This is a genomic window from Pseudomonas sp. 3MA1 (assembly GCF_029237275.1).
Classification (GTDB): domain Bacteria; phylum Pseudomonadota; class Gammaproteobacteria; order Pseudomonadales; family Pseudomonadaceae; genus Aquipseudomonas; species Aquipseudomonas fluorescens_AP.
Genome location: NZ_JAACFX010000011.1, coordinates 138,018 through 163,905, shown reverse-complemented (window position 1 = coordinate 163,905; position 25,888 = coordinate 138,018). Strand labels below are relative to the sequence as shown.

The window sequence follows — 25,888 nt, the reverse complement described above, 5'->3', positions numbered from 1 at the left end:
TAAACGGCTTTGCTTTACGTTAACGGCTCGAACCTGCGCTGTATACCGCGATTCACTCGCAATAGATTGGCACAGACCATTTGCTAGACGAGTCGACCCCCTTCGAGGTCACGGAGTTCCTTCCTTGCTAATGCGTGAAACCCCTGTAGTGATTGCCGGCCCGGTGGGCCAACTGGAAGCCCTGTATCTGGAGGTGCCCGACGCTCGCGGCGTGGCGCTGATCTGTCACCCCAATCCGGTGCAGGGTGGCACCATGCTCAACAAGGTGGTGTCCACCTTGCAGCGTACAGCGCGGGATGCCGGGCTGATTACCTTGCGCTTCAACTATCGGGGCGTGGGCGCCAGTGAGGGCAGTCACGACATGGGCACTGGCGAAGTCGATGACGCCCAGGCCGCTGCTCAGTGGCTGCTGGCCCGGCACCCGGGGCTGCCATTGACGCTGCTGGGGTTCTCCTTCGGTGGTTTTGTCGCCGCCAGTCTGGGCGGCCGCCTGGAAGCTCAGGGCGTGCAGCTCAAGCACCTGTTCATGGTGGCGGCGGCGGTGACCCGGCTGCGAGACAGCGACCAGTTGCCGGAGAACTGCCCGCTGACCCTGATCCAGCCGGAAACCGATGAAGTCATCGACCCACAGGCGGTCTACGACTGGTCCGACGCGCTTGTTCGCCCCCATGAGCTGCTGAAAGTGGCAGAATGCGGGCACTTTTTTCATGGCAAGCTCACCGACCTCAAGGATCTGGTGCTGCCGCGACTTTCGAATTGATAGCAGTCTGATAAGCGATTACCCATGACTACTCGTACGCGTATCCTCACCGGCATCACCACCACCGGCACCCCGCACCTGGGCAACTACGCCGGCGCGATTCGCCCGGCGATCCTTGCCAGTCGCGACAGCAATGCCGACTCCTTCTACTTCCTGGCCGACTACCACGCGCTGATCAAGTGCGACGACCCGTTGCGCATCCAGCGCTCGCGTCAAGAGATCGCCGCCACCTGGCTGGCCGGTGGCCTGGATGTGGAGCGCGTGACTTTCTATCGCCAGTCGGACATTCCGGAAATCCCGGAACTGACCTGGCTGCTGACCTGCGTCGCAGCCAAGGGGCTGCTCAATCGCGCGCATGCCTACAAGGCTTCGGTGGACAAGAACCTGGAAGCCGGCGAAGACCCGGATGCCGGCATCACCATGGGGCTGTACAGCTACCCGGTGCTGATGGCCGCGGACATCCTGATGTTCAACGCCCACAAGGTGCCGGTTGGCCGGGATCAGATTCAGCACGTGGAGATGGCCCGTGATATCGGCCAGCGCTTCAACCACCTGTTCGGTCAGGGCAAGGAGTTCTTCGCCATGCCCGAGGCGCTGATCGAGGAAAGCGTCGCCACCCTGCCGGGGCTGGACGGGCGCAAGATGTCCAAGAGTTACGACAACACCATCCCATTGTTCACCAGCGCCAAGGACATGAAGGATGCGATCTCGCGCATCGTCACTGACTCCAAGGCGCCGGGCGAGGCCAAGGATCCGGACAACTCTCATTTGTTCACCCTGTTCCAGGCCTTCTCCACCCCGGCGCAGGCTGCCGAGTTCCGCGGCGAACTGCTCCAGGGCCTGGGTTGGGGCGAGGCCAAGAACCGCCTGTTCCAATTGCTGGATGCCGAGCTGGGCGAAGCCCGCGAGCGTTATCACCAGTTGATCGCACGCCCGGCGGACCTGGAAGACATCCTGCGTGCCGGCGCCGTCAAGGCCCGTGCTGTGGCCACGCCGTTCCTCGCCGAGTTGCGCGAAGCCGTGGGCCTGCGCTCCTTTGCCAGCCAGGTGCAGGTTGCCGCCACGACCAAGAAAAAAGCCGCCAAGGCTGCACGCTTCATCAGCTTCCGCGAAGACGATGGCAGCTTCCGTTTCCGCCTGCTGTCTGCCGATGGCGAGCAGTTGCTGCTGTCGCGCCATTTCGCCGACGGCAAGGCTGCCGGTGCGGCGAGCAAACAGCTGCAGTCCGGGCAGGCGCTGGATCTGCGCAGCGAAGCCGGCAGTTTCAGCGTCTGGCTGGATGGCGCCTGTGTCGCTGACAGCCCCGAGTTCGCCGACGCTGCCGCGCGTGATGCGGCCATTGAGGCACTGCGCATTGCGTTGACCCCGGCGCAGGACTAATCGGAATCTTCCCGACCAAGGGCTGATTGCCATTCCCCAGGGCCGTCGCTAAAGTGACGGCCCGTTTTTGTTGCCTTGCTAACGAATTATGACGCCCCTAGAACGATATCAAGCAGATCTGAAACGCCCGGACTTCTTTCATGACGCGGCACAGGAAACCGCTGTGCGTCATCTGCAGCGTCTGTACGACGATCTGATTGCAGCCGAGCAAAACAAGCCGGGGCTGCTCGGCAAGCTGTTCGGCAAAAAGGATCAGGTGCCGGTCAAGGGCCTGTATTTCTGGGGGGGAGTGGGGCGCGGCAAGACCTACCTGGTGGATACCTTCTTCGAAGCCTTGCCGTTCAAGGAAAAGGTTCGGACGCACTTTCACCGCTTTATGAAGCGCGTCCACGAAGAGATGAAGACGCTGGGGGGCGAGAAGAATCCGCTGACCATCATCGCCAAGCGCTTCTCGCAAGAAGCGCGGGTGATCTGCTTCGACGAGTTCTTCGTCTCCGACATTACCGATGCGATGATTCTCGGCACCCTGATGGAGGAGCTGTTCAAGAATGGCGTGACCCTGGTCGCCACCTCGAACATCGTTCCGGACGGTCTGTACAAGGATGGTTTGCAGCGTGCGCGTTTCCTGCCGGCCATTGCTCTGATCAAGCAGAATACCGAGATCGTCAACGTCGACAGCGGTGTCGATTACCGTCTGCGGCACCTGGAACAGGCCGAGCTGTTTCATTACCCCCTGAATGAAGCGGCTCACGAAAGCCTGCGCAAGAGCTTCCGGGCGCTGACGCCTGAATGCACTCAGGCGGTGGAAAACGATGTGTTGATCATCGAGAACCGCGAAATTCGTGCGCTGCGTACCTGTGATGATGTGGCCTGGTTCGACTTCCGCGAGCTGTGCGACGGTCCCCGCAGCCAGAACGACTACATCGAACTGGGCAAGATCTTCCACGCGGTGCTGCTCAGCGGCGTGGAGCAGATGAGCGTCACCACCGACGACATTGCCCGGCGCTTTATCAATATGGTCGACGAGTTCTATGACCGTAACGTCAAGCTGATCATCTCTGCCGAGGTTGAACTCAAGGATCTCTACACCGGTGGGCGACTGACGTTCGAGTTCCAGCGGACCCTCAGCCGGTTGCTGGAGATGCAGTCCCACGAGTTCCTGTCGCGGGCGCACAAGCCGTAATCGTCATCCAATAAAAAAGGGCCTGCATTGCAGGCCCTTTTTTTTATGCCGCCTGTTGCTGGAATTGCTGGCGGTACTGGTTGGGCGAAAGTTCGGTGTGCTGGCGGAACAGCCGGGCAAAGAAGCTGGCGTCGTCGTAGCCGACTTCGTAGCTGATGGTCTTGATGCTCTTGCGCGTTCCCGAGAGCAGGCCTTTGGCGGTTTCGATACGCAGCCGTTGCAGGTAATGCAGGGGTTTGTCGCCGGTGGCGGTCTGGAAGCGGCGCATGAAGTTGCGAATGCTCATGCCGTGCTCGCGGGCCACGTCTTCGAAGCGGAACTTGTCGGCGAAGTGTTCTTCGAGCCAGTGCTGGATCTGCAGGATGATCACGTCCTGATGCAGTTTCTGGCCGCCAAAGCCGATGCGTCCCGGGGCGTAACTGCGTTGCACTTCATAGAGGATGTCCCGGGCTACGGCCTGGGCGACGTTGGCCCCGCAGAAGCGCTCGATCAGGTAGATGTACAGGTCGCAGGCCGAGGTGGTGCCGCCAGCGCAGTAGAGGTTGTCGGCGTCGGTCAGGTGCTTGTCCTGATTGAGTTGGACCTGGGGGAAGCGTTCGCTGAAGGCGCTGAAGAAGCGCCAGTAGGTGGTGGCCTCCTTGCCGTTGAGCAGTCCGGTTTCGGCCAGCCAGAACACGCCGGTGGCCTCGCCGCAGAGCACGGCGCCGCGAGCGTGCTGGGCACGCAGCCAGGGCAGTATCTGTGGATAACGCTGGCACAGGGTGTCGAAGTCGTCCCAGAACGCCGGGAGGATGATCACGTCAGTGTCTTCCAGCGGGCCGTCCACGGGCATGATCACATTGCTGAAGCTGCAAACCGGCTGGCCATCGGGGCTGACCAGGCGGGTTTCGAAGGCCGGGGTCAGGCCTTGGCCCAGTTGTTTGCCGTAGCGCAGGCTTGCCAGATGGAAGAAATCCTTGGCTTGCATGAGGGTGGAAGCGAAAACCCGGTCGATGGCCAGGATGCTGACGCGCCGCAAGGGCGTGGAGGTTTGGTTAGACATAATTCAATTGTTCTTATAGGGGAAAGTGGTCACCAGACGGCTGGATCGTCTTATTTTTTGTCGGATGTGTCCAGTGTCCTGTGCGCGGGGCTGGGCTTAGGCTCAGACGGCCAATCCCGATCAATAACGACCACAGGTGGCCGCATGATTCCCAGAACCTTGTTCAGTTCCGAGCATGAGCTCTTCCGCGACAGCGTACGCAGCTTTCTTGAGAAGGAGGCGGTGCCCTTTCATGGCGATTGGGAAAAACAGGGCTATATCGACCGTCAGCTGTGGAGCAAGGCGGGGGAGGCGGGGATGCTGTGTTCGCATATTCCCGAGCAGTATGGCGGCCTGGGAGCGGACTTTCTGTACAGCGCGGTGGTGATCGAGGAAATCGGCCGGCTGGGCTTGACCGGCATCGGTTTTTCCCTGCATTCGGATATCGTCGCCCCCTACATCCTGCATTACGGCAGTGAGGCCTTGAAGCAGAAGTACCTGCCCAGGCTGGTGTCGGGGGACATGGTCACCGCCATTGCCATGACCGAGCCGGGTGCCGGTTCCGACCTGCAAGGGGTGAAGACCACGGCGGTGCTCGATGGCGACGAGTATGTGATCAATGGTTCCAAGACCTTTATCACCAACGGCTACCTGGCCGAGCTGGTGATTGTGGTGGCCAAAACCGATCCCAAGGCCGGGGCCAAGGGCACCAGCTTGTTTCTGGTGGAGGCCGATACGCCGGGGTTCTCCAAGGGCAAGCGTCTGGAAAAAGTCGGGATGAAGGCGCAGGACACGTCGGAATTGTTTTTCCAGGATGTGCGCGTGCCCAAGGAAAACCTGTTGGGGCAGGCTGGAATGGGGTTCGCCTATCTGATGCAGGAGTTGCCTCAGGAACGTCTGACAGTTGCCATTGGCGGTCTGGCCAGCGCGGAGGCCGCGTTGCAGTGGACCCTGGAATACACCCGTGAACGCACGGCGTTCGGCAAGGCGATTGCCGATTTTCAGAACACTCGTTTCAAGCTGGCGGAAATGGCCACGGAAATCCAGATTGGCCGGGTGTTTGTCGACCGCTGCCTGGAGTTGCATCTGCAAGGCAAACTCGATGTACCCACGGCGGCGATGGCCAAGTACTGGGGCACCGACCTGCAGTGCACGGTGCTGGATGAGTGCGTGCAGTTGCACGGTGGCTACGGCTTCATGTGGGAGTACCCGGTAGCCCGAGCCTGGGCCGATGCCCGGGTGCAGCGCATTTATGCCGGGACCAACGAGATCATGAAGGAAATCATCGCCCGTTCACTGTAGTGGTCGGCTTGCTGGCGAATGGGCGGCGCACATTCGCCGGCGAGCCGGCTCTTGAAGTGTTCAAGGGGCGGGGTTGGGGTGGTCCTTGTGAATCGCCTCGATTCCGGCCAGGACTTCTTGCGGCAATTTCAGTTCGGCACTGGCGATGTTGCTGTCCAACTGTTCCAGGGTTGTGGCGCCGATGATGTTGCTGGTCACGAACGGCTGCTGGTTGACGAAGGCCAGGGCCATTTGCGCTGGGTCCAGCCCGTGTTCGCGGGCCAGGGCGACGTAGCGGCTGCAGGCCGCTTCCGACTGCGGATTGAAGTAGCGGCTGAAGCGGCTGTAGAGGCTCAGTCGAGCCTTGGCTGGCCGCGCGCCGCCTTCGTATTTACCGGACAGGTAGCCAAAGGCTAATGGCGAGTAGGCCAGCAGGCCGCATTGCTCGCGAATGGCAATTTCCGCCAGGCCCACTTCAAAGCTGCGATTGAGCAGGTTGTAGGGGTTCTGGATCGAAACCGCGCGAGGCCAGCCACGGCTTTCGGCCAGGGCGAGGAACTTCATGGTGCCCCAGGGCGTTTCATTGGACAGGCCGATATGGCGGATCTTGCCGGCCTTGACCTGCTCGTCCAGGGCTTCGAGGGTTTCTTCCAGCGGGGTGAAGTCTTCGTCGGCCTGGTGCTTGTAGCCCAGTTGGCCGAAGAAGTTGGTGCTGCGCTCGGGCCAGTGCAATTGATAAAGGTCGATCCAGTCGGTCTGCAGGCGCTTGAGGCTGGCATCCACGGCTTGGACTATGTGTTTGCGGTTGTGCTTGAGCTGTTTGTCGCGGATGTAGTCGATGGTGTTGCCGGGGCCGGCGATCTTGCTGGCCAGGATCCAGTCGGCGCGGTCGCCGCGCTGTTTGAACCAGTTGCCTATGTAGCGCTCGGTGGTGGCGTAGGTTTCAGCCTTGGGCGGCACCGGATACATCTCGGCGGTGTCGATGAAGTTGATTCCGGCGTGTTTGGCTCGCTCGATCTGAGCGAAGGCTTCAGCCTCGGTATTCTGTTCGCCCCAGGTCATGGTGCCCAGGCAAATTGCGCTCACGTTAAGGTCAGTTCGGCCCAGCTGGCGGTAGTCCATCGGGTGCTCCCTTGGCAAAACAATCATAAAAGCAGGTTGAAATTTTTTTCGCAATCTGCATAATTCGGCAGCTCTTTCTGCAGTGGAAGTGATGCGCCGCCTGCCGAAGAATCTTGCCGTATCTCAGACGCGCTGACCCGAGCCCCCGATAGCGTCTGTGTCCGGCTGCCTTTGACCTTGTCAAAGTACGCACTATTCAGTAAGATCCGCCGTCTATTTTGCTGGGCGGCCCCTGAGGCTATAAAGAATGAAAACTTTTACTGCTAAACCGGAAACAGTAAAGCGCGACTGGTTCGTCGTCGACGCTGCTGGTCAGACCCTGGGTCGTCTGGCCACCGAAATCGCGAGCCGTCTGCGTGGCAAGCACAAGCCTGAGTACACTCCTCACGTTGACACCGGCGACTACATCGTCGTTATCAATGCCGAGCAGGTACGTGTTACTGGCGCTAAAACCACTGACAAAATGTACTACTCCCACTCCGGTTTCCCGGGCGGCATCAAGTCGATCAACTTTGAAAAGCTGATCGCCAAGGCCCCTGAGCGCGTGATCGAGACCGCGGTAAAAGGCATGCTGCCTAAGAACCCGCTGGGTCGCGACATGTACCGTAAGCTGAAAGTCTATGCGGGCGCTGCTCACCCTCATACTGCTCAGCAGCCCCAAGAACTGAAGATTTAACGGAATAGTTCATTATGTCGGCGACTCAAAATTACGGCACTGGCCGTCGCAAGACTGCAACCGCACGCGTTTTCCTGCGTCCGGGCACTGGCAACATCTCGATCAACAACCGCTCTCTGGATAACTTCTTCGGCCGCGAAACTGCCCGCATGGTAGTTCGTCAGCCGCTGGAGCTGACCGAGACTGTTGAGAAGTTCGATATCTACGTTACCGTTATCGGCGGCGGTGTAAGTGGTCAAGCTGGCGCGATCCGCCACGGTATCACTCGCGCTCTGATGGATTACGACGAAACTCTGCGCAGCGCTCTGCGTAAAGCCGGTTTCGTAACCCGTGACGCACGTGAAGTTGAACGTAAGAAAGTGGGTCTGCGTAAAGCGCGTAAGCGTCCGCAATACTCCAAGCGTTAATTCGCTACTGCGTTCAAAAACGCCCAGTCTCCTTGCGGAGCTGGGCGTTTTTTATTGTCTGAAATTTGCGCTGTGACAACTTGCCACATCCACGGAGGCCCTATACTACAAGGCTTCGGGCTGGCTTGGCTCGGTAATTACCTTGTCAGAATAGGGGCTTTTCATTACCATTCGGCAAAATTTTTATAAGTTCAGATTTTTACTTAGTAGATGCCTGATTTAACAGGCCACAAAGCTGATGGGAGAGGACTGAATGAGCAATGACGGCGTGAATGCAGGCCGGCGTCGCTTCTTAGTAGCAGCCACATCCGTGGTGGGTGCTGCAGGAGCGGTGGGGGCTGCGGTCCCGTTCGTGGGGTCATGGTTTCCCAGTGCCAAGGCGAAAGCCGCAGGTGCACCGGTGAAAGTGAATATCAGCAAGATCGATCCAGGTCAGCAGATGATTGCTGAGTGGCGTGGTCAGCCGGTGTTCATCGTCCGCCGTACAGAGGAAATCCTGGGGAATCTTAAAAAGATCGAGGGCCAGCTGTCTGACCCTGACTCCAAGAACTCGGTACAACCAACCTACGTCGATCCGGAAGTGCGTTCGATCAAGCCAGAGATTCTGCTGCTGATCGGGATCTGCACCCACCTGGGTTGTTCTCCGACCTTCCGTCCTGAAGTGGCGCCCGCCGATCTGGGCAAGGACTGGGTAGGTGGCTATTTCTGCCCTTGCCACGGCTCCCACTACGATCTGGCTGGTCGCGTCTACAAGGCGCAGCCTGCGCCCCTGAACCTGCCAGTACCCCCGCATTCCTATGAGTCGGATGACATCATCGTCATTGGCGTCGACACGGAGAAAGCGTGATGAGCAAGTTCATGGATTGGGTTGATGCGCGCTTCCCCGCGACCAAGATGTGGGAAGACCATCTCAGCAAGTATTACGCTCCGAAGAACTTCAACTTCTTCTATTTCTTTGGCTCCCTGGCGCTGCTGGTTCTGGTCAACCAGATCGTTACCGGTGTCTGGCTGACCATGAGCTACACCCCTTCGGCAGAAGAGGCTTTCGCTTCTGTTGAATACATCATGCGCGACGTAGAGTACGGCGCGATCTTGCGTCTGCTTCACTCCACCGGCGCTTCGGCGTTCTTCATCGTGGTCTATCTGCACATGTTCCGTGGCTTGCTCTACGGTTCCTACCAGAAGCCTCGTGAGCTGGTGTGGCTGTTCGGCATGCTGATCTACCTGGCGCTGATGGCTGAAGCCTTCATGGGCTACCTGTTGCCTTGGGGGCAGATGTCCTACTGGGGTGCCCAGGTGATCATCTCGCTGTTCGGTGCGATCCCCGTAATTGGTGACGACCTGACCCAGTGGATCCGTGGTGACTACCTGATTTCCGGGATTACCCTGAACCGCTTCTTCGCCCTGCACGTAGTGGCTCTGCCGATCGTGATTCTCGGTCTGGTGGTGCTGCACATCCTGGCGTTGCACGAAGTGGGTTCGAACAACCCGGATGGCGTTGATATCAAGAAGAACAAGGACGAGAACGGCATCCCGCTGGATGGCATTCCTTTCCACCCTTACTACACCGTGAAAGACATTGTCGGCGTAGTGGTGTTCCTGTTCATCTTCTGCTCGATCGTGTTCTTCTTCCCGGAAATGGGCGGTTACTTCCTTGAGAAGCCGAACTTCGAGCAAGCCAACCCGTTCAAGACCCCCGAGCACATTGCCCCAGTTTGGTACTTCACGCCGTTCTACGCGATCCTGCGTGCGGTGCCGGACAAGCTCTTGGGCGTTATCGCCATGGGCGCTGCAATTGCGGTCCTGTTCGTACTGCCTTGGCTCGACCGTAGCCCGGTCAAGTCCATGCGTTACAAGGGCTGGCTGAGCAAGATCTGGCTGCTGGTGTTCTGCATCTCGTTCGTGATCCTGGGTGTGCTGGGTGTCTTGGCACCAACTCCGGGCCGTACGCTGCTGTCGCAGGTATGTACCTTCCTGTACTTCGCCTACTTCATTCTGATGCCGTTCTACACCAGGCTCGAGAAGACCAAACCGGTTCCGGAAAGGGTGACTGGCTGATGAAAAAGCTATTTGCTGTACTGATTCTTGCTGCTATGCCTGTGCTGTCTTTCGCGAATACTGCGGGTCCTGAGTTGGAGAAGGTTGATATTGACCTGTCCGACAAGGCTGCCCTGCAAGACGGCGCGCGTACTTTCGCCAACTACTGCATGGGCTGCCACAGCGCCAAGTTCCAGCGTTATGAGCGAGTGGCCGATGACTTGGGTATTCCTCACGACCTGATGTTGAGCAAGCTGGTCTTCACCGGTGCCAAGATCGGTGACCATATGAACATCGGCATGCAGCCGGCGGATGCCAAGACTTGGTTCGGTGCTGCGCCGCCAGATCTGACCCTGGTGGCTCGTGTTCGTGGCACTGACTGGCTCTATGGCTACCTCAAGTCCTTCTATGAAGATCCGGCGCGCCCCTGGGGTGTGAACAACAAGGTCTTCCCGAACGTTGGTATGCCTAACGTCCTGGTCGGCCTGCAAGGGCGTCAGGTTGTCGGTTGCAAGCAGGTGCAGATCGTTGAAGACGGTAAGAAACAATACGATCCGCTGACGGGTACGCCCCTGACTCACGAGGCGTGCGACCAACTGACAATCAAAGAGGGTACCGGAACCCTCAATGAGGCTCAGTTCGACGAGAAGGTCAAGAATCTGGTGACTTTCCTTGCCTACTCGTCCAACCCGGTCAAACTGCAACACCAGCGCATCGGCACTTATGTGCTCTTGTATCTGGCCTTCTTCTTTGTGTTCGCCTATCTGCTCAAGCGCGAATACTGGAAGGATGTGCATTAATAACGTTTTAAGCATCAGTTGTTGAGCGTGCGCGCCCAAGGGCGTCTCTGAACAGTAACAACCCTGTATCATTCGGGGGTTACCAGAGGCGCCCTGAGGGCGCGCTCGTTTTTTCTGCTTCCGATAATTTCAACAAGCGAGGAGGATCGCCATGGGCGTGACCAATCGGTTGGCCTGTTACTCCGACCCCGCCGACCACTATTCCCACCGAGTGCGCATTGTGCTCGCGGAGAAGGGTGTCAGCGCCGAGATCATCAGTGTGGAGGCGGGACGTCAGCCGCCGAAGCTGATCGAAGTGAATCCTTACGGGAGCTTGCCAACGCTGGTTGATCGTGACCTGGCGTTGTGGGAATCGACAGTGGTAATGGAGTACCTGGATGAGCGTTATCCTCATCCGCCGCTGTTGCCGGTTTACCCTGTGGCGCGTGCCAACAGCCGTTTGCTGATGCACCGAATCCAGCGTGACTGGTGTGGGCAAGTGGACCTGATTCTGGATTCGCGGACCAAGGAGGCGGCGCGGGTGCAGGCGCGTAAGGAATTGCGGGAAAGTCTGACCGGAGTGTCTCCGCTGTTCGCTGACAAGCCATTTTTCCTCAGTGAGGAACAAAGTCTGGTGGACTGCTGCCTACTGCCCATACTCTGGAGATTGCCAATCCTGGGTATCGAATTGCCGCGGCAGGCCAAGCCGCTGCTTGATTATATGGACCGCCAATTTGCACGCGAGGCTTTCCAGGCGAGTCTGTCTGGTGTCGAACGTGATATGCGCTGAGGCTTAAGGAGCCGCTATGAACTCCAGTCGACCTTATTTGGTCCGCGCGCTCTATGAGTGGATTGTGGACAACGATTGCACCCCCCATCTGCTGGTCAATTCCGACTATCCGGCCGTGCAGGTGCCTCAGGGTTTTGCCAGTGATGGGCAAATTGTCCTGAATATTTCTCCCAGTGCCGTACGTCATCTGCATATGGATAACGACGCCGTGACCTTTGAAGGGCGCTTCGGCGGTGTGCCCCATAGCTTGCACGTGCCGGTATCGGCGATCCTCGGAATCTATGCGCGTGAGAATGGTCAAGGCATGGTTTTTGATCTGGAATCGCCTCTGGATGAAGAGGATGACCTCGAGCCGGATGACGATTTGCCGCCACCGGACAGTGAGCCGCCGCGCCCCAGCGGTCGGCCCAGCTTGAAAGTGGTCAAGTAATAAAAAAGGCGATCCGGATGGATCGCCTTTTTTGTGCCTGACGCAGTGCTGTGTCAGTCGATGTATTCGAACAGCTTGACGATTTTTTGCACGCCGGAGACGCCCTGCACCAGACTGGTGGCTTGTGCGGCTTCCTGTTGGGTCAGCAGGCCCAGCAGGTAGACGATGCCATTCTCGGTGACAACCTTGATCCGCGATCCGGGAATGCTGGCGTCAGTCAGCATCTGAGTCTTGATCTTGGTGGTCAGCCAGCCATCGTTCTGCCGTGCCAGAAAGCCGGAGGGCGGCAGTACTTGCAGTTCGTTATGTACCTTCTTGACTCGCTGCACTTCGCTGGCAGCCTGTTCGGCTGCTGCCTTGAGGTCGGGGCGCGGTGTCTGGCCTGCCAGCAGGACAATGCCGTTGAAGCTGGTGACGACGATGTGCGAGTTGTTTTCCAGGTCCGGGTTGGCCTTGGCAACGTTGACGGCGACTTTGGTTTCAATCAGTGAGTCGTCGATCTTGCTGCCAAAGGTGCGAGTGCCACGATCATCATCAATGGGTTTGTCGCGGGTGGCGGTAATCACCGAGCTGCAACCAGTGATGCCGAGGCACAAGGTCAAGGCCAGGAGGCCAAGGCGATTAGGGGTCATTCTTCACTCCCGAACAATTGGCTGTCGATCAAGTCGCAAAGGCAATGGATCGCCAGCAGGTGGACTTCTTGAATACGTGCGGTGACGTTGGCCGGTACACGAATTTCAACATCTTCAGGCAAAAGCAGGGAAGCCATGCCTCCACCATCGCGACCGGTCAATGCTACGACAATCATTTCTCGATCATGTGCGGCCTGGATGGCTTGAATAATGTTGGCCGAGTTGCCGCTGGTGGAAATCGCCAGTAACACGTCGCCGGGTTGTCCCAGGGCGCGGATCTGCTTGGAAAAGACTTCGTTATAGCTGTAGTCGTTGGCGATCGAAGTGATGGTCGAGCTATCGGTGGTCAGGGCGATGGCTGGCAGGCTGGGGCGTTCACGTTCGAAGCGGTTGAGCAGTTCGGAGGAAAAATGCTGGGCGTCGCCCGCGGAACCGCCGTTGCCACAGGAGAGCATTTTGCCCTCATTGAGCAGGGCGTTGACCATGACTTGGCTGGCTTGCTCGATGTGCGGTGCAAGTACGTCCATCGCCTGTTGCTTGGTGTCGATACTGGCCTGAAAAAGCTGGCGAATTCGGGATTGCATGTCCATCTGTGTGACCTTAAGTAGCGCGGCTTGGTGGCACGTGAATGTGCAGCCCGCAAAGCAAAGAGCAAAAAAGTTGAGTGAAAATGGGTGCTGCCTGATGGCTTCTTTCAGCTGTCAAAGGCATTGCGCAGCCAGTTCAGGCGGGCTTCTGCACCTGGGGCGCCGTCAATGGCGACCACATCGAAACGGCAGGGGTGGTTGGACCAGCGTGATTCTTTTTGCAGAAAAATCTGCGCGGCAAGAATGAGTTTCTGACGCTTGCGCCCATCAATACTGCCCAGAGCGCCACCCCATTGCGTGTGTTGTCTGTAGCGGACTTCGACGAATACTACTGTATCGCCGTCAAGCATGACCAGATCAAGCTCGCCGCGTTTGCACAGCCAGTTCTGCGCCAGCAGGCGCAGCCCTTGCTGTTGGAGATGCCTGAGCGCTTGGCTTTCGGCATCTCTTCCGCTTTGCTGGCGTGATCCTTGGAGCATCAGCGCGGCGTATCGGGCAGGCGGGTGACCTGACCGTTGACGAACTTGGCCCATGGCAACTGGCGCTCGATGCGCTGACCTGCGGCCATGCCCAGGCTGCCGGACTCACCTTCGATCCGGCTGTCAGGCAGGGCCTTGAGCTGGCCCAGGCGTGGTGCAAGACGGTAGGCATCGACGCCCATGGCGTACAGGCGACCTAGGCTGCCTCCGGCTTGTGGCCATTGTGCCGTGACCTGGCGCCGCAGAAGGCCGTTGGCGTCCAGCAGCCAGGGCGTTTCACAGAACATTACCCCGTTCATGTCGTTGTATTGGTTCTGATCACCGCTGGCGCTAAATACGTTGGAGGTGGCGTACACCGGAACATCGCCGGCGTACTGGAAGTTCAGGGTCGGCTTGATCTGTTGTGCCTGCTGTGGCGTTGCAGCAAGGAAAATGAACTCGATGTCCTGGCGGCGTGCTGGTTGCGCGGCGACTTGAGTGCCTACGGTGCTTTGCAGGCTCTTGGCGCGACCCTCGCTTTGGCGCAGTTGGAACAAGTCGGCAATCTGCTGTGCCAGGGCGACGGGCTGATCGATGCGTTCGATGCCAATCATGCTGCCACCGTTGGCTTCCCAATCCTGGCGGAAGGCCTTGAGTACGCGATCGCCCCACTCACCCTTGGGCACCAGCGCGGCGGCGCGGTGCAGGCCGTCGGCGCGGGCGCGACGAGAAACTTCACGGGCTTCGTCTTCGGCTGCCAGGCCAAACTGGAACAGCTGCGCGGGGCCCTGTTCACCGCCCTCGCTGTAATTCAGTGCCAGGGTGGTAATCGGCAGTTGCGGGCGCGCGGCCAGCTGTTTGACCAGGGGTTTTTCCAGTGGGCCGACTACCAGTTGCACGCCGGCGGCTTGGGCCTTGCGATAGAAATCATCCAGAGAACTCAGGCGCGAGCTGTCGTAGAACTCGATGCTGGGTGGTTTCTGTCCGGCTTGCTGGGCTTGATAGTGAGCCGCCATGAAGCCTTCGCGCAGGGCTTTGGCTACGGAGGCCAGCGGGCCGTCCTGTGGCAGCAGCAGGGCGATTTTCGACACGGGTTGGCTGGCCAACTCTTTGAGTTTGATCAGCGGTTGCGGCAATTGGAGAGCGGCAGGGTGTTTTGGATTCTGTGCGCGCCACTGATCAATGGCGGCCTGTTGTTGCTCCAGGGTTCCGGCGCTCTTGACTGCCAGGGCCAGGCTCAGCCATCCGGCCAGATCGTCATTGCCCGCAGGCTGCAGTTGGTCGGTCGGTAGGGCGGCGATCAGTGCCCAAATGGCCTCGTGGTTCTTTGCAGCGGCATCGTCCTTGAGCAAGGGGGCAATAAAGATGCGTTCCTTGGCGGCCGCCAATGTCTGGCCGTCGGCCTCAAGGGCGCGAGCATGAACAGTGCCGGTACGAATCTGCTGGGGGGCGGGCAGCTCGCTCAGGTGCTGCAGGCTTGGATGGCTTAGGGCGGTCAAAGCCGCTTTTGGCTGGTTGCGTACCATGGCCAGCTCTGCGGACAGTGTGCTGGCGAAGATTTGCTGGGCAGGTTTGAGCTGATCCAGCGGTACTTGCTGCAGAATCTGTCCGGCGCGTCCGGCGTTGCCTTGGCGATACGCCATGTCCGCCGCGCTCAGACGCAGCAGGGCGGCTTTGTCCGGGCTTTTGCTGGTGGCGGCCTGTTCGAGCAATTGCTCGATGCTGGCATCCGGTGTCCGTGGAAGTTCGCCAAGGCTGGAGGAGGGCGAGCTGGCGCAAGCCACCAAAAGGGTAGCCAGGCAGAGGGCGAGAAACAGCCGCAGGCAAGCGATCATGTAAGTGTTCCTGATACTCGATCAAATGAGCGTGGAATTGTACCCAAGCGCTGGCCGGGGCGCGATGTTACTGGTGATAAACCGTCCAATTTGCTGGTGCAAATGTTGCTGAGCGGCACAAAAGCCTGCAAAGGATCGGAGTATTGAGCGATTGTCGGGCCTATTGAGAGGGCTTCAACGCGCTACAATGGCGCTTTTGCCGATCAAGAGGTGTGCGCTTTGACTGTTCCGGGTCCTTTGAATTCCGCTGCTGGCTCGCTTTATGTGGTGGCGACGCCCATCGGTAACCTGGACGATATCAGCGCCCGGGCTCTGAAGTTGTTGCGTGAGGTGTCGCTCATTGCAGCCGAGGATACCCGGCACTCTCAGCGCCTGATGCAGCACTTCGGCATTGCTACGCCCCTGGCGGCTTGTCATGAGCACAATGAGCGTGACGAGGGCAGTCGTTTCATCACCCGTTTACTCGCCGGAGATGATGTTGCGTTGATCTCCGATGCGGGCACGCCGCTGATTTCCGATCCGGGTTATCACTTGGTGCGTCAGGCGCGAGCAGCAGGTATCAATGTGGTTCCTGTGCCGGGAGCCTGTGCTTTGGTCGCTGCATTGTCGGCGGCCGGCCTGCCATCGGACCGGTTCATCTTCGAAGGTTTTCTACCGGCCAAGGCGGTTGGGCGTCGTGGGCGCCTGGAGTCGGTCAAGGAAGAGCCGCGTACGTTGATTTTCTATGAGGCTCCGCATCGGATTCTTGAGTGTCTGCAGGATATGGAGGCGATATTTGGTGGCGATCGGCCTGCGTTGCTGGCTCGGGAGCTGACCAAGACTTTCGAGACTCTCAAGGGCTTGCCGCTTTCTGAGTTGCGCCAGTTCGTTGAGTCCGACAGCAATCAGCAGCGTGGCGAGTGCGTCGTGCTGGTTGCGGGATGGACGGCGCCGGAAGGTGATGAGGCGATCAGCAGTGAGTCGATGCGCGTGCTTGATCTGTTACTCAAGGAAATGCCTCTCAAGAGGGCGGCGGCGCTGGCGGCCGAGATCACTGGTGAGCGCAAGAACGTGTTGTATCAGGTCGCCTTGAATAAGCAGAAAGAGCAATAAATGGCACGCCTGGGTGGCCAATGGCTTTTAGCGCTTGTTCTCGGGCCGCTCTGCCGTTAACCTGCGCGGCGGAGAGTCGATTGGACAGTCGCTGCCCTCTATGAAAATTAGAGGGGGGAGGAAAGTCCGGGCTCCATAGGGCGGAGTGCCAGGTAATGCCTGGGGGGCGTGAGCCTACGGAAAGTGCCACAGAAAATAACCGCCTAAGCACTTCGGTGCCGGTAAGGGTGAAAAGGTGCGGTAAGAGCGCACCGCACGTCTGGTAACAGTTCGTGGCTAGGTAAACCCCACTCGGAGCAAGACCAAATAGGGTTCCAAGGCGTGGCCCGCGCTGGAACCGGGTAGGTTGCTAAAGATGTCCAGTGATGGCCATCGTAGAGGAATGACTGTCCTCGACAGAACCCGGCTTACAGATCGACTCTCCACCTTTTCCCTCCCTGCTTGAATCAATAGCAGAAGCGTTTTTGTAATACCGAAAAAATCTTACTCTTAATAAATCACTTTAACTTCGTTGTGCAGCTTATTGAGCTGTTTGAAGTTGATGCTCTGGAATGCCCCTCGAATTCTCGTTACCTCTCCTCTTAGTGTCCTAAATCTCCGTTCTATAAGGCTTTTCCGTCGCCGCGCGCCTTGACGGTGGTGTGGGCGCATTCCTATAGTGTGCGCAAGTGGCGGAAAGTGGCATGAAGTGGGTTTTATGAGCGCAAAACGCTAAAATTTGGAGAAACGCTGACGTGTTTCGCGGAGCTAACGCTATTAGTCTCGATGCAAAAGGCCGTCTCGCCATGCCGAGCCGGTATCGTGACGAGCTCGTTTCGCGAAGTTCTGGGCAGTTAATCGTCACGATCGATGCTGTTGATCCTTGTTTGTGTGTTTACCCTCTCGATGAGTGGGAGCTGATAGAAACCAAACTGCGCGCACTGCCTTCGCTACGCGAAGAGAACCGTCGTTTGCAGCGTTTGCTGATTGGTAATGCCGTCGATCTTGAGCTCGATGGCAGTGGTCGTTTTCTGGTACCGCCGCGCCTGCGTGAATATGCCAAGTTGGATAAACGCGCAATGTTGGTGGGCCAACTGAACAAGTTCCAACTGTGGGACGAGGATGCCTGGAATGCTGTTTCCGCAGCGGACCTGGCGGCTATTCAACAACCGGGCGCCATGCCTGATGAACTGCGTGATTTGATCCTGTGACTATTGATAGCGGCTTTAACCACATCACCGTGCTGCTTGACGAAGCCGTCGAGGCTCTCGCCGTGCGGCCTGATGGCTGCTATCTGGATGGCACCTTCGGTCGTGGCGGGCATAGCCGGCTGATTCTCAGCAAGCTCGGCGCTCAGGGCCGGCTCCTCGGATTCGACAAAGACCCCCAAGCGATTGCCACCGGGCAAGCGCTAGCGGCCGAAGACGGCCGCTTTGTCGTTGTGCAGCGCAGTTTTGCCGAGCTGGGTTCGGAAGTCGCCGAGCGCGGACTGGCCGGAAAAGTCAGTGGCGTACTGCTCGATTTGGGCGTGTCGTCACCTCAACTGGACGATCCTGAGCGTGGCTTCAGTTTTCTCAATGACGGCCCCCTGGACATGCGTATGGACCCGACTCGCGGCATCAGCGCCGCTGAGTTCATCGCCACCGCGCCAGTGGAGGAAATTGCCCGCGTATTCAAGGAGTACGGCGAGGAGCGCTTCTCCGGTCGTATGGCGCGGGCAGTGGTCGAGCGTCGTGAGATCCAGCCTTTCGAACGCACTGCCGACCTGGCTGAAGTGCTCAAGGTCGCCAACCCGGCCTGGGAAAAGGGCAAGAATCCGGCGACCCGGGCCTTCCAGGGCTTGCGCATTCATGTGAACAACGAGCTGGGTGATCTGGAGGCGGGCCTGGAAGCCGCGTTGGACGCCCTGGAAGTCGGTGGCCGTCTGGTGGTCATCAGTTTCCATTCCCTGGAAGATCGCATCGTCAAATTGTTCATGCGTCGTCTGGTAAAAGGCGAGTCTGACAATCTGCCGCGTAACCTGCCGGTGCGCTTCGAAGCCTTCGTGCCGAAAATCAAGGTCCATGGCAAAGCGCAGTTCGCCTCCGAGGCCGAACTCAGGGCCAACCCGCGTGCTCGTAGTGCTGTCATGCGTGTTGCGGAGAAGCTTCGGTGAGCAAGCTCTTCGCCAAGCCGCTTCCAGGCGGAAGCTTTTTCATGCTGCTGCTATTCGTAGGGGTGCTGGTGTCCGCGATCGCGGTTTCCTACAGCGCCCACTGGAACCGTTTGCTGCTCAATACGCTGTACGGCGAGCTGAGCGTGCGCGACAAAGCCCAGGCTGAATGGGGCCGGTTGATCCTTGAGCAAAGCACCTGGACCGCGCATAGCCGGATTGAAGTACTGGCCACCGAACAGTTGAAGATGCACATTCCGGGTGCGGCCGAAGTTCGAATGGTGGCGCCATGAAGCTTGAAGGCGCGCTCTATCCCTGGCGTTTTCGCGTGGTGCTGGGCTTGCTGGCGGTCATGGTGTCGGCGATTGGCTGGCGCATCATCGATCTGCAGGTGGTCGATCGTGACTTCCTTAAAGGGCAGGGCGACGCCCGCAGCGTTCGTCATATCCCTATTCCCGCGCACCGTGGCCTGATCACCGATCGCAATGGCGAGCCTCTGGCGGTGAGTACGCCAGTGACTACCCTGTGGGCCAACGCCAAGGAAATGCAGGTGGCCAAGGATCGTTGGCCAGCATTGGCCATGGCCCTCGGTCAGGACCCCAAGGCGCTGGCCGAGCGTCTCGAAGCCCAGGCCAATAAAGAATTCATCTACCTGGTCCGGGGGCTCACTCCGGAGCAGGGACAGGCTGTGCTCGACCTCAAGGTGCCGGGTGTCTATGGCATCGAGGAGTTCCGCCGTTTCTATCCCGCCGGCGAAGTGACTGCGCACATGGTGGGCTTCACCGACATTGACGATCGCGGGCGCGAAGGCGTCGAGCTGGCCTATGACGAATGGCTCGCCGGTGTTCCTGGCAAGCGCCAGGTGATCAAGGACCGGCGCGGCAGATTGATCAAGGACGTCCAGGTCACCAAGAACGCCAAGGCCGGCAAGCCCTTGGCGTTGTCGATTGACCTGCGCCTGCAGTATCTGGCCAACCGTGAGTTGCGCAATGCCATCGTCGAGAACGGTGCCAAGGCCGGCAGCCTGGTGATCATGGACGTGAAGACGGGCGAGATCCTCGCCATGGTCAACCAGCCGACCTATAACCCGAACAACCGTCGCAACCTGCAGCCGGCAATGATGCGCAATCGCGCGATGATCGACGTGTTCGAGCCCGGCTCGACCATGAAGGCGATCTCCATGAGCGCGGCGCTGGAAACCGGGCGCTGGAAGCCCAGCGATACCGTCGAGGTTTATCCGGGCACCCTGCAGTTGGGCAAGTACACCATTCGTGACGTATCCAAGACCGAAGGGCCGGTACTCGACCTGACCGGGATTCTGATCAATTCCAGTAACGTGGGCATGAGCAAGATCGCCTTCGACATTGGCGGCGAGACTATTTTCCGCCTGGCGCAGAAAATCGGTCTGGGTCAGGACACTGGGCTGGGCTTTCCTGGTGAGCGGGTCGGCAACCTGCCCAACTACCGGGAGTGGCGCAAGGCCGAGACCGCGACTCTGTCCTATGGCTACGGCATTTCCGTGACGGCGATCCAGTTGGTCCATGCGTTCTCCGCATTGGCCAACAATGGGCGTATTGCTCCCTTGACCCTGATCAAATCCGACAAAGCGCCGCAAACCACCCAGGTGATTCCGGAAAACGTCGCCAAAACCATGCAGGGCATGCTGCAGCAGGTGATCGAGGCGCCGCGTGGTGTGTTCCGTGCCCAGGTCCCGGCTTATCACGTGGCCGGCAAGAGTGGTACTGCGCGCAAGACTTCGGTGGGCACCAAGGGCTACGCCGAGAACTCCTATCGCTCGCTGTTTGCCGGCTTTGGCCCGATGAGCGATCCGCGCTACGCCATCGTGGTGGTGATCGACGAACCGAGCAAGGCCGGCTACTTCGGTGGTCTGGTATCGGCACCGGTGTTCAGCAAAGTGATGTCCGGCACCCTGCGTTTGATGAACATCACTCCGGATAACCTGCCGACCACACAACAGGCCAACGCGGCTCCTGTCACCCCAGTACGAGCCAATGGAGGGCGCGGCTAATGCCTCTTAGCCTGAACAAGATTTTTGCCCACGCTGGTCGCGATCTGCTGATCCGTGAGCTGACCCTGGACAGCCGCAACGTGCGCGCTGGTGATCTGTTTCTGGCCGTGCCCGGCGCCAAGTTCGATGGCCGGGCGCACATTGCCGATGCCTTGCAGCGCGGTGCTGCGGCTGTGGCCTATGAGGCTGAAGGGGCAACCGTTTTGCCGCTGACCGATGTGCCGCTGATTCCGGTCAAGGGCCTGGCAGCGCAGCTGTCGGACATTGCCGGACGTTTTTACGGTGATCCGAGCCGCCAGTTGAACCTGGTGGGCGTGACCGGTACCAACGGCAAGACCAGCGTCACCCAGTTGGTGGCTCAGGCGCTGGACCTGCTGGGTCAGCGTTGCGGCCTGGTGGGCACCTTGGGCACAGGATTCTACGGCGCGCTGGAAAGCGGTTTGCACACCACGCCGAACCCTATCGCCGTGCAGGCAACCCTGGCTGACCTGAAGAATGCCGGTGCCAAAGCCGTGGCGATGGAAGTCTCGTCCCATGGCCTGGATCAAGGACGTGTGGCAGCCCTGGCGTTCGATGTAGCAGTGCTGACCAATCTGTCCCGAGATCATCTGGACTATCACGGAACCATGCAGGCCTATGGCGCAGCCAAGGCCAAGCTGTTCAATTGGACCGACCTGCGTTGCCGGGTGATCAATCTCGACGACGAGTTCGGCCGGCAACTGGCTGCCGACAAGCACGAATCGCGGTTGATTACCTACAGCCTTGAGGATGCCTCTGCTTATCTGTACTGCCGTGAAGCGAACTTTGACGATGACGGCGTGCGCGCAACACTGGTGACTCCACAGGGTGAACACCACCTGCGCAGCTCGCTGCTCGGGCGCTTCAACCTGAGCAATGTGCTGGCCGCGGTCGGCGCTTTGCTGGGCCTGGAGTATGCCCTGGATGAAATCCTCGCCGTGTTGCCCAAGCTGGAAGGCCCCGTCGGACGCATGCAGCGCCTGGGCGGAGGCAACCAACCGTTGGTGGTGGTGGATTACGCCCATACCCCGGATGCCCTGGAAAAAGTACTGCTGGCCCTGCGTCCTCACGCCAAGGGTCGCCTGCTGTGCCTGTTCGGCTGTGGGGGCGACCGCGACCGCGGCAAGCGTCCGTTGATGGCCGAAGTGGTCGAGCGCCTGGCCGACGGCGTGCTGGTCACCGATGACAATCCGCGCAGCGAAGACCCAGCACAGATCTTCGATGACATCCGTGTCGGCTTCAGCGCCGTCGACAAAGTCGACTTTGTCCCCGGTCGCGGCCTGGCCATCGCCCGTCTGATCGCTGACGCTGCCGCAGACGATGTGGTGCTGCTAGCGGGCAAGGGGCATGAGGATTATCAGGAGATCAATGGCCAGCGCCATGATTTCTCCGATCTTGCCGAAGCCGACAAGGCTCTGACCGCATGGGAGGTGGCACATGCTTAAACCCCTGCAGCTCAGTGAAGTCATGGCCCCGCTGGACGCCCGCTTGATCGCGGGCGACGCGCGTTTTAATGGCGTCAGTATTGATAGCCGGGCCATTCAGGCCGGGCAACTGTTCGTGGCCTTGACCGGCCCGCGTTTCGACGGCCACGACTACTTGAATGAAGTAGCCGCCAAGGGCGCGGTAGCCGCGTTGGTCGAGCGTGAAGTTCCCGACAGCACCCTGCCGCAGTTGCTGGTCAAGGACACGCGCCTGGCGCTGGGACAACTGGGTGCTCTGAATCGTGGTGCCTTTACCCGGCCGGTGGCCGCGGTGACCGGTTCCAGCGGCAAGACGACGGTCAAGGAAATGCTGGCCAGCATCCTGCGTACTCGCGGTCCGGTGTTGGCCACCCGAGGCAATCTCAATAATGACCTGGGTGCCCCCCTGACCCTGCTGGAACTGGCTCCCGAGCACAGCGCTGCGGTGATCGAGCTTGGCGCGTCGCGTATTGGTGAAATCGCCTACACCGTGGCGATGACTCGTCCCCATGTGGCGATTATCAACAATGCCGGTACTGCTCACGTCGGTGAGTTCGGTGGTCCGGAGAAGATTGTCGAGGCCAAGGGCGAAATTCTCGAGGGACTTGATAGCACCGGGATCGCTGTCCTCAACCTGGATGACAAGGCATTTTCGATCTGGAAGGCTCGCGCTGCCGGGCGACAAGTTCTGAGCTTTGCCCTGAACAATAGCGCTGCGGATTTCCATGCCTCTGATATAGGACGCGATGCCCGAGGCTGCCCGTCCTTCAAATTGCATAGCCCCAAGGGCGTGGAGACGGTGCAATTGAACCTGTTGGGCACCCATAACGTGGCCAACGCCCTGGCCGCCGCTGCGGCCGCCCATGCCATGGGTGTGTCGTTGTTCGGCATTGCCACTGGCTTGAATGCAGTGCAACCGGTCAAGGGCCGTACCGTCGCCCAGCTGGCCAAGAATGGCATGCGGGTGATCGATGACACTTACAACGCGAACCCCACCTCAATGTGTGCCGCCGTTGATATACTCGCCGGCTTTTCCGGCCGCACCGTCCTGGTGCTCGGAGACATCGGCGAGTTGGGCGAGTGGGCGGAGCAGGGGCACCGCGAAGTAGGTGCATATGCCGCTGGCAAGGTTTCGGCCCTCTACGCCGTAGGCCCGATGATGGCGCATGCCGTCGCCGCCTTTGGCGAGCATGCGCGTCACTTCGCCAGCCAGGCTGACCTGATTGCCGCCCTGAACGTCGAGCAAGACCCCAATACCACCATTTTGATCAAGGGATCGCGCAGCGCGGTGATGGAAAACATCGTCGCGGCTTTGTGCGGTTCCAGTACGGAGAAACATTGATGCTGCTGCTGCTAGCGGAGTACCTGCAACAGTTCTACAAAGGCTTCGCGGTCTTTCAGTACCTGACCCTGCGCGGGATTCTCGGGGTACTGACTGCGCTGTCTTTGGCGCTGTGCCTGGGTCCGTGGATGATCCGTACTCTGCAAAACCGGCAGATTGGCCAGGCCGTGCGTAACGACGGCCCACAGTCCCACCTGTCCAAATCGGGTACACCGACCATGGGTGGCGCGCTGATCCTTTCCGCGATCGGCATCAGCACCCTGCTCTGGGCCGACCTGCGCAACCACTATGTGTGGGTGGTGCTGGTGGTGACCCTGGCGTTTGGCGCCATCGGCTGGGTGGATGACTACCGCAAGGTGATCGAGAAGAACTCCCGTGGCCTGCCTAGTCGCTGGAAGTATTTCTGGCAATCGGTGTTCGGTCTTGGTGCTGCGATCTTCCTTTATATGACCGCCCAGAGCCCGGTGGAAACCACCCTGCTGATCCCGATGCTCAAGGATGTGAGCATTCCTTTGGGTGTCGGTTTCGTGGTCCTGACCTACTTCGTCATCGTCGGTTCGAGTAACGCCGTCAACCTGACCGACGGCCTCGACGGCCTGGCGATCATGCCGACCGTGATGGTCGGTGGCGCGCTGGGGATCTTCTGCTACCTGTCGGGTAACGTGAAGTTCGCCGAATACCTTCTGATTCCCTATGTGCCGGGTGCTGGGGAACTGATTGTCTTCTGCGGCGCGCTGATCGGTGCCGGCCTGGGCTTCCTGTGGTTCAACACCTATCCGGCACAAGTCTTCATGGGCGACGTCGGCGCACTGGCGCTGGGCGCGGCCCTGGGCACCATTGCGGTGATCGTCCGTCAGGAAATCGTCCTGTTCATCATGGGCGGCGTGTTCGTGATGGAGACCCTGTCGGTGGTGATCCAGGTTGCCTCCTTCAAATTGACCGGTCGCCGGGTATTTCGCATGGCACCGATCCACCACCACTTTGAACTCAAGGGCTGGCCCGAGCCTCGCGTGATCGTCCGTTTCTGGATCATCACCGTGATCCTCGTGTTGATCGGCCTTGCCACCCTGAAGCTGAGGTAGAACGAGTGTCTCTGATCGCTTCTGACCACTTCCGCATCGTTGTCGGCCTCGGCAAGAGCGGCATGTCCCTGGTTCGCTTTCTGGCGCGCCGGGGCGTTGCTTTTGCGGTGGCCGATACGCGGGAAAATCCACCTGAGCTGGCCACGTTGCGTCGTGACTATCCCCAGGTGGAAGTGCGTTGTGGCGAGCTGGATTTCGATTTCCTGTGCCGCGCCGACGAGCTCTACGTGAGCCCCGGTCTGGCCCTGGCGACTCCGGCCCTGCAGGCCGCGGCTGCCCGTGGCGTGAAATTGTCCGGCGACATCGAGCTGTTCGCGCGTAACGCGAAGGCGCCGATCGTGGCCATCAGCGGCTCCAACGCGAAAAGCACCGTGACCACTCTGGTGGGCGAGATGGCCGCCGCGGCAGGCAAACGTGTTGCTGTGGGCGGCAACCTGGGCACTCCGGCCCTGGATCTGCTCAGCGACGACGTCGAGCTGTACGTGATGGAACTGTCCAGCTTCCAGCTGGAAACCACCGATCAGCTGGGCGCCGAAGTGGCTACTGTGCTGAACATCAGCGAAGACCATATGGACCGCTACAGCGGCCTGCCGGCCTATCACCTGGCCAAGCACCGGATCTTCCGGGGCGCGCGGCAAGTGGTGGTCAATCGTCAGGACGCCCTGACCCGGCCGTTGCTGAGCGAGAACCTGCCGTGCTGGAGCTTCGGCCTGGGCAAGCCGGACTTCAAGGGCTTCGGCCTGCGGGAAGAGAATGGCGAGAAGTACCTGGCCTTTGAATTCCAGAATCTGCTGCCGGTGCGCGAACTGAAGATCCGCGGCGCCCACAACCAGTCCAACGCCCTCGCGGCCCTGGCCCTGGGGCATGCGGTTGGCTTGCCGTTCGACGCCATGCTGTCGGCCCTGCGCGCTTTCGCCGGCCTTGAACACCGTTGCCAGTGGGTGCGGGATGTGGACGGCGTGGGTTATTACAACGACTCCAAGGCCACCAACGTCGGCGCCGCATTGGCCGCCATCGAAGGCCTGGGCGCCGACATCGACGGCAAGATCGTGCTGATTGCCGGCGGGGACGGCAAGGGCGCCGAGTTCAAGGACCTGCGTGATCCGGTGGCGGCCAACTGCCGCGCCGTGATCCTGATGGGCCGCGACTCCGACAAGATCGGCGCCGCTATCGGTGATGCCGTGCCGCTGATTCGCGCCAGTTCGCTGGTCGAGGCGGTAGCGCAATGCCGCGCCGTCGCACAGCCTGGCGACGTGGTGCTGTTGTCGCCCGCCTGCGCCAGTTTCGACATGTTCAAGAATTACGAAGACCGTGGTCAGCAGTTCGTCCGTGTCGTGGAGGAGCTGGCATGAA

Annotated in this window: 26 protein-coding genes and 1 other RNA gene; 21 read left to right on the top strand and 6 right to left on the bottom strand. The window is 59.6% G+C overall.

The genetic code is table 11. The features are described from left to right. Positions 1 to 130: 130 nt before the first annotated feature. From GWQ44_RS25560 to zapE, 3 genes are all read left to right on the top strand, one after another. The gene (locus tag GWQ44_RS25560) at positions 131 to 760 is read left to right on the top strand and encodes an alpha/beta fold hydrolase (RefSeq protein WP_179602074.1); all 630 of its coding nucleotides are present in this window, start codon (positions 131 to 133) and stop codon (positions 758 to 760) included. 24 nt (positions 761 to 784) lie between these two features. Continuing rightward, a complete protein-coding gene (locus tag GWQ44_RS25555; protein WP_047306023.1) occupies positions 785 to 2,140 on the top strand; it encodes a tryptophan--tRNA ligase in 1,356 nt (451 codons plus the stop codon). An 88-nt stretch (positions 2,141 to 2,228) separates the two neighbouring features. After that, entirely contained in the window at positions 2,229 to 3,323 is a 1,095-nt protein-coding gene (zapE, locus tag GWQ44_RS25550) for a cell division protein ZapE (protein WP_047306022.1), read from the top strand. A 43-nt stretch (positions 3,324 to 3,366) separates the two neighbouring features. On the opposite strand, the gene GWQ44_RS25545 is transcribed toward zapE, so the two are convergent. Beyond that, positions 3,367 to 4,266: a GlxA family transcriptional regulator gene (locus tag GWQ44_RS25545; RefSeq protein WP_179602076.1), complete on the bottom strand. Its 900-nt coding sequence runs from the start codon at positions 4,264 to 4,266 to the stop codon at positions 3,367 to 3,369. Between the two features lie 243 nt (positions 4,267 to 4,509). On the opposite strand from GWQ44_RS25545, the gene GWQ44_RS25540 reads away from it, so the two are divergent. Next, positions 4,510 to 5,646, top strand: coding sequence for an acyl-CoA dehydrogenase family protein (locus tag GWQ44_RS25540; RefSeq protein WP_275928529.1), 1,137 nt, complete (start codon positions 4,510 to 4,512; stop codon positions 5,644 to 5,646). A gap of 60 nt (positions 5,647 to 5,706) precedes the next feature. Here GWQ44_RS25540 and GWQ44_RS25535 read toward each other — a convergent pair whose 3' ends face one another. After that, the gene (locus GWQ44_RS25535; RefSeq protein ID WP_275928528.1) at positions 5,707 to 6,747 is read right to left on the bottom strand and encodes an NADP(H)-dependent aldo-keto reductase; all 1,041 of its coding nucleotides are present in this window, start codon (positions 6,745 to 6,747) and stop codon (positions 5,707 to 5,709) included. 247 nt (positions 6,748 to 6,994) lie between these two features. Between GWQ44_RS25535 and rplM the strand changes: the two genes are divergently transcribed. The 7 genes from rplM to GWQ44_RS25500 all read left to right on the top strand — a co-directional run bounded on the left by rplM (position 6,995) and on the right by GWQ44_RS25500 (position 11,866). Then, the gene (gene rplM, locus GWQ44_RS25530) at positions 6,995 to 7,423 is read left to right on the top strand and encodes a 50S ribosomal protein L13 (RefSeq protein ID WP_007928449.1); all 429 of its coding nucleotides are present in this window, start codon (positions 6,995 to 6,997) and stop codon (positions 7,421 to 7,423) included. A gap of 14 nt (positions 7,424 to 7,437) precedes the next feature. Further along, complete coding sequence (gene rpsI / locus GWQ44_RS25525) at positions 7,438 to 7,830, top strand: 30S ribosomal protein S9 (protein WP_003228056.1); 393 nt, start codon at positions 7,438 to 7,440, stop codon at positions 7,828 to 7,830. A gap of 253 nt (positions 7,831 to 8,083) precedes the next feature. Further along, positions 8,084 to 8,677 (top strand): ubiquinol-cytochrome c reductase iron-sulfur subunit, encoded by a 594-nt coding sequence (petA, locus tag GWQ44_RS25520; protein ID WP_047306018.1) that lies wholly within the window; start codon positions 8,084 to 8,086, stop codon positions 8,675 to 8,677. Next, on the top strand, positions 8,677 to 9,888 hold the full coding sequence (locus GWQ44_RS25515) for a cytochrome bc complex cytochrome b subunit (RefSeq protein WP_016966673.1): 1,212 nt from the start codon (positions 8,677 to 8,679) through the stop codon (positions 9,886 to 9,888). Before petA ends, GWQ44_RS25515 begins: the two co-directional genes overlap by 1 nt. Next, positions 9,888 to 10,667 (top strand): cytochrome c1, encoded by a 780-nt coding sequence (locus tag GWQ44_RS25510; protein ID WP_047306017.1) that lies wholly within the window; start codon positions 9,888 to 9,890, stop codon positions 10,665 to 10,667. Before GWQ44_RS25515 ends, GWQ44_RS25510 begins: the two co-directional genes overlap by 1 nt. Before the next feature lie 151 nt (positions 10,668 to 10,818). Further along, positions 10,819 to 11,436: a glutathione S-transferase N-terminal domain-containing protein gene (locus GWQ44_RS25505; protein WP_103740510.1), complete on the top strand. Its 618-nt coding sequence runs from the start codon at positions 10,819 to 10,821 to the stop codon at positions 11,434 to 11,436. A gap of 16 nt (positions 11,437 to 11,452) precedes the next feature. Beyond that, on the top strand, positions 11,453 to 11,866 hold the full coding sequence (locus GWQ44_RS25500) for a ClpXP protease specificity-enhancing factor (protein WP_016966670.1): 414 nt from the start codon (positions 11,453 to 11,455) through the stop codon (positions 11,864 to 11,866). 53 nt (positions 11,867 to 11,919) lie between these two features. On the opposite strand, the gene GWQ44_RS25495 is transcribed toward GWQ44_RS25500, so the two are convergent. The 4 genes from GWQ44_RS25495 to GWQ44_RS25480 form a co-directional block, all read right to left on the bottom strand. Then, entirely contained in the window at positions 11,920 to 12,498 is a 579-nt protein-coding gene (locus GWQ44_RS25495; protein ID WP_016966669.1) for a BON domain-containing protein, read from the bottom strand. After that, a complete protein-coding gene (locus tag GWQ44_RS25490) occupies positions 12,495 to 13,088 on the bottom strand; it encodes a phosphoheptose isomerase (RefSeq protein ID WP_007928463.1) in 594 nt (197 codons plus the stop codon). Before GWQ44_RS25490 ends, GWQ44_RS25495 begins: the two co-directional genes overlap by 4 nt. Before the next feature lie 104 nt (positions 13,089 to 13,192). Then, complete coding sequence (locus GWQ44_RS25485) at positions 13,193 to 13,564, bottom strand: YraN family protein (RefSeq protein WP_060844575.1); 372 nt, start codon at positions 13,562 to 13,564, stop codon at positions 13,193 to 13,195. Beyond that, positions 13,564 to 15,378 carry a penicillin-binding protein activator gene (locus GWQ44_RS25480; protein WP_275928527.1) on the bottom strand — a complete coding sequence of 605 codons (1,815 nt, stop codon included), beginning with the start codon at positions 15,376 to 15,378 and terminating at the stop codon, positions 13,564 to 13,566. The genes GWQ44_RS25485 and GWQ44_RS25480 overlap by 1 nt, the downstream gene beginning before the upstream one ends. A 237-nt stretch (positions 15,379 to 15,615) precedes the next feature. Between GWQ44_RS25480 and rsmI the strand changes: the two genes are divergently transcribed. The 10 genes from rsmI to murD all read left to right on the top strand — a co-directional run bounded on the left by rsmI (position 15,616) and on the right by murD (position 25,887). Further along, entirely contained in the window at positions 15,616 to 16,470 is an 855-nt protein-coding gene (gene rsmI, locus GWQ44_RS25475; protein ID WP_275928532.1) for a 16S rRNA (cytidine(1402)-2'-O)-methyltransferase, read from the top strand. Positions 16,471 to 16,542: 72 nt separating this feature from the next. Continuing rightward, an RNA gene (gene rnpB / locus GWQ44_RS25470) (RNase P RNA component class A) lies at positions 16,543 to 16,896 on the top strand. A 308-nt stretch (positions 16,897 to 17,204) separates the two neighbouring features. Beyond that, on the top strand, positions 17,205 to 17,660 hold the full coding sequence (gene mraZ, locus GWQ44_RS25465; protein ID WP_011063319.1) for a division/cell wall cluster transcriptional repressor MraZ: 456 nt from the start codon (positions 17,205 to 17,207) through the stop codon (positions 17,658 to 17,660). A gap of 2 nt (positions 17,661 to 17,662) precedes the next feature. Beyond that, positions 17,663 to 18,604, top strand: coding sequence for a 16S rRNA (cytosine(1402)-N(4))-methyltransferase RsmH (rsmH, locus tag GWQ44_RS25460; RefSeq protein WP_275928531.1), 942 nt, complete (start codon positions 17,663 to 17,665; stop codon positions 18,602 to 18,604). Next, entirely contained in the window at positions 18,601 to 18,894 is a 294-nt protein-coding gene (ftsL, locus tag GWQ44_RS25455; protein ID WP_016966657.1) for a cell division protein FtsL, read from the top strand. The genes rsmH and ftsL overlap by 4 nt, the downstream gene beginning before the upstream one ends. Further along, positions 18,891 to 20,630, top strand: a complete 1,740-nt coding sequence (locus GWQ44_RS25450) for a penicillin-binding protein 2 (RefSeq protein ID WP_016966658.1) — start codon at positions 18,891 to 18,893, stop codon at positions 20,628 to 20,630. The genes ftsL and GWQ44_RS25450 overlap by 4 nt, the downstream gene beginning before the upstream one ends. Continuing rightward, entirely contained in the window at positions 20,630 to 22,093 is a 1,464-nt protein-coding gene (locus GWQ44_RS25445; RefSeq protein WP_179599905.1) for a UDP-N-acetylmuramoyl-L-alanyl-D-glutamate--2,6-diaminopimelate ligase, read from the top strand. Before GWQ44_RS25450 ends, GWQ44_RS25445 begins: the two co-directional genes overlap by 1 nt. Continuing rightward, positions 22,086 to 23,453: a UDP-N-acetylmuramoyl-tripeptide--D-alanyl-D-alanine ligase gene (murF, locus tag GWQ44_RS25440; RefSeq protein ID WP_016966660.1), complete on the top strand. Its 1,368-nt coding sequence runs from the start codon at positions 22,086 to 22,088 to the stop codon at positions 23,451 to 23,453. Before GWQ44_RS25445 ends, murF begins: the two co-directional genes overlap by 8 nt. Next, complete coding sequence (gene mraY / locus GWQ44_RS25435) at positions 23,453 to 24,535, top strand: phospho-N-acetylmuramoyl-pentapeptide-transferase (RefSeq protein WP_016966661.1); 1,083 nt, start codon at positions 23,453 to 23,455, stop codon at positions 24,533 to 24,535. Before murF ends, mraY begins: the two co-directional genes overlap by 1 nt. Before the next feature lie 5 nt (positions 24,536 to 24,540). After that, complete coding sequence (gene murD / locus GWQ44_RS25430; RefSeq protein ID WP_275928526.1) at positions 24,541 to 25,887, top strand: UDP-N-acetylmuramoyl-L-alanine--D-glutamate ligase; 1,347 nt, start codon at positions 24,541 to 24,543, stop codon at positions 25,885 to 25,887. The last annotated feature ends 1 nt before the right edge of the window (position 25,888 follow it).

Bases quoted from the DNA above. Each gene is read 5' to 3' on its own strand.
- GWQ44_RS25445 (WP_179599905.1), top strand. From the start codon at position 20,630: ATGCCTCTTAGCCTGAACAAGATTTTTGCCCACGCTGGTCGCGATCTG.
- rpsI (WP_003228056.1), top strand. From the start codon at position 7,438: ATGTCGGCGACTCAAAATTACGGCACTGGCCGTCGCAAGACTGCAACC.
- GWQ44_RS25560 (WP_179602074.1), top strand. From the start codon at position 131: ATGCGTGAAACCCCTGTAGTGATTGCCGGCCCGGTGGGCCAACTGGAA.
- GWQ44_RS25505 (WP_103740510.1), top strand. From the start codon at position 10,819: ATGGGCGTGACCAATCGGTTGGCCTGTTACTCCGACCCCGCCGACCAC.
- GWQ44_RS25540 (WP_275928529.1), top strand. From the start codon at position 4,510: ATGATTCCCAGAACCTTGTTCAGTTCCGAGCATGAGCTCTTCCGCGAC.
- GWQ44_RS25515 (WP_016966673.1), top strand. From the start codon at position 8,677: ATGAGCAAGTTCATGGATTGGGTTGATGCGCGCTTCCCCGCGACCAAG.
- murF (WP_016966660.1), top strand. From the start codon at position 22,086: ATGCTTAAACCCCTGCAGCTCAGTGAAGTCATGGCCCCGCTGGACGCC.
- rplM (WP_007928449.1), top strand. From the start codon at position 6,995: ATGAAAACTTTTACTGCTAAACCGGAAACAGTAAAGCGCGACTGGTTC.
- GWQ44_RS25500 (WP_016966670.1), top strand. From the start codon at position 11,453: ATGAACTCCAGTCGACCTTATTTGGTCCGCGCGCTCTATGAGTGGATT.
- mraY (WP_016966661.1), top strand. From the start codon at position 23,453: ATGCTGCTGCTGCTAGCGGAGTACCTGCAACAGTTCTACAAAGGCTTC.
- GWQ44_RS25535 (WP_275928528.1), bottom strand. From the start codon at position 6,747: ATGGACTACCGCCAGCTGGGCCGAACTGACCTTAACGTGAGCGCAATT.
- petA (WP_047306018.1), top strand. From the start codon at position 8,084: ATGAGCAATGACGGCGTGAATGCAGGCCGGCGTCGCTTCTTAGTAGCA.
- GWQ44_RS25490 (WP_007928463.1), bottom strand. From the start codon at position 13,088: ATGGACATGCAATCCCGAATTCGCCAGCTTTTTCAGGCCAGTATCGAC.
- GWQ44_RS25495 (WP_016966669.1), bottom strand. From the start codon at position 12,498: ATGACCCCTAATCGCCTTGGCCTCCTGGCCTTGACCTTGTGCCTCGGC.
- GWQ44_RS25485 (WP_060844575.1), bottom strand. From the start codon at position 13,564: ATGCTCCAAGGATCACGCCAGCAAAGCGGAAGAGATGCCGAAAGCCAA.
- GWQ44_RS25480 (WP_275928527.1), bottom strand. From the start codon at position 15,378: ATGATCGCTTGCCTGCGGCTGTTTCTCGCCCTCTGCCTGGCTACCCTT.
- GWQ44_RS25510 (WP_047306017.1), top strand. From the start codon at position 9,888: ATGAAAAAGCTATTTGCTGTACTGATTCTTGCTGCTATGCCTGTGCTG.
- GWQ44_RS25555 (WP_047306023.1), top strand. From the start codon at position 785: ATGACTACTCGTACGCGTATCCTCACCGGCATCACCACCACCGGCACC.
- GWQ44_RS25450 (WP_016966658.1), top strand. From the start codon at position 18,891: ATGAAGCTTGAAGGCGCGCTCTATCCCTGGCGTTTTCGCGTGGTGCTG.
- zapE (WP_047306022.1), top strand. From the start codon at position 2,229: ATGACGCCCCTAGAACGATATCAAGCAGATCTGAAACGCCCGGACTTC.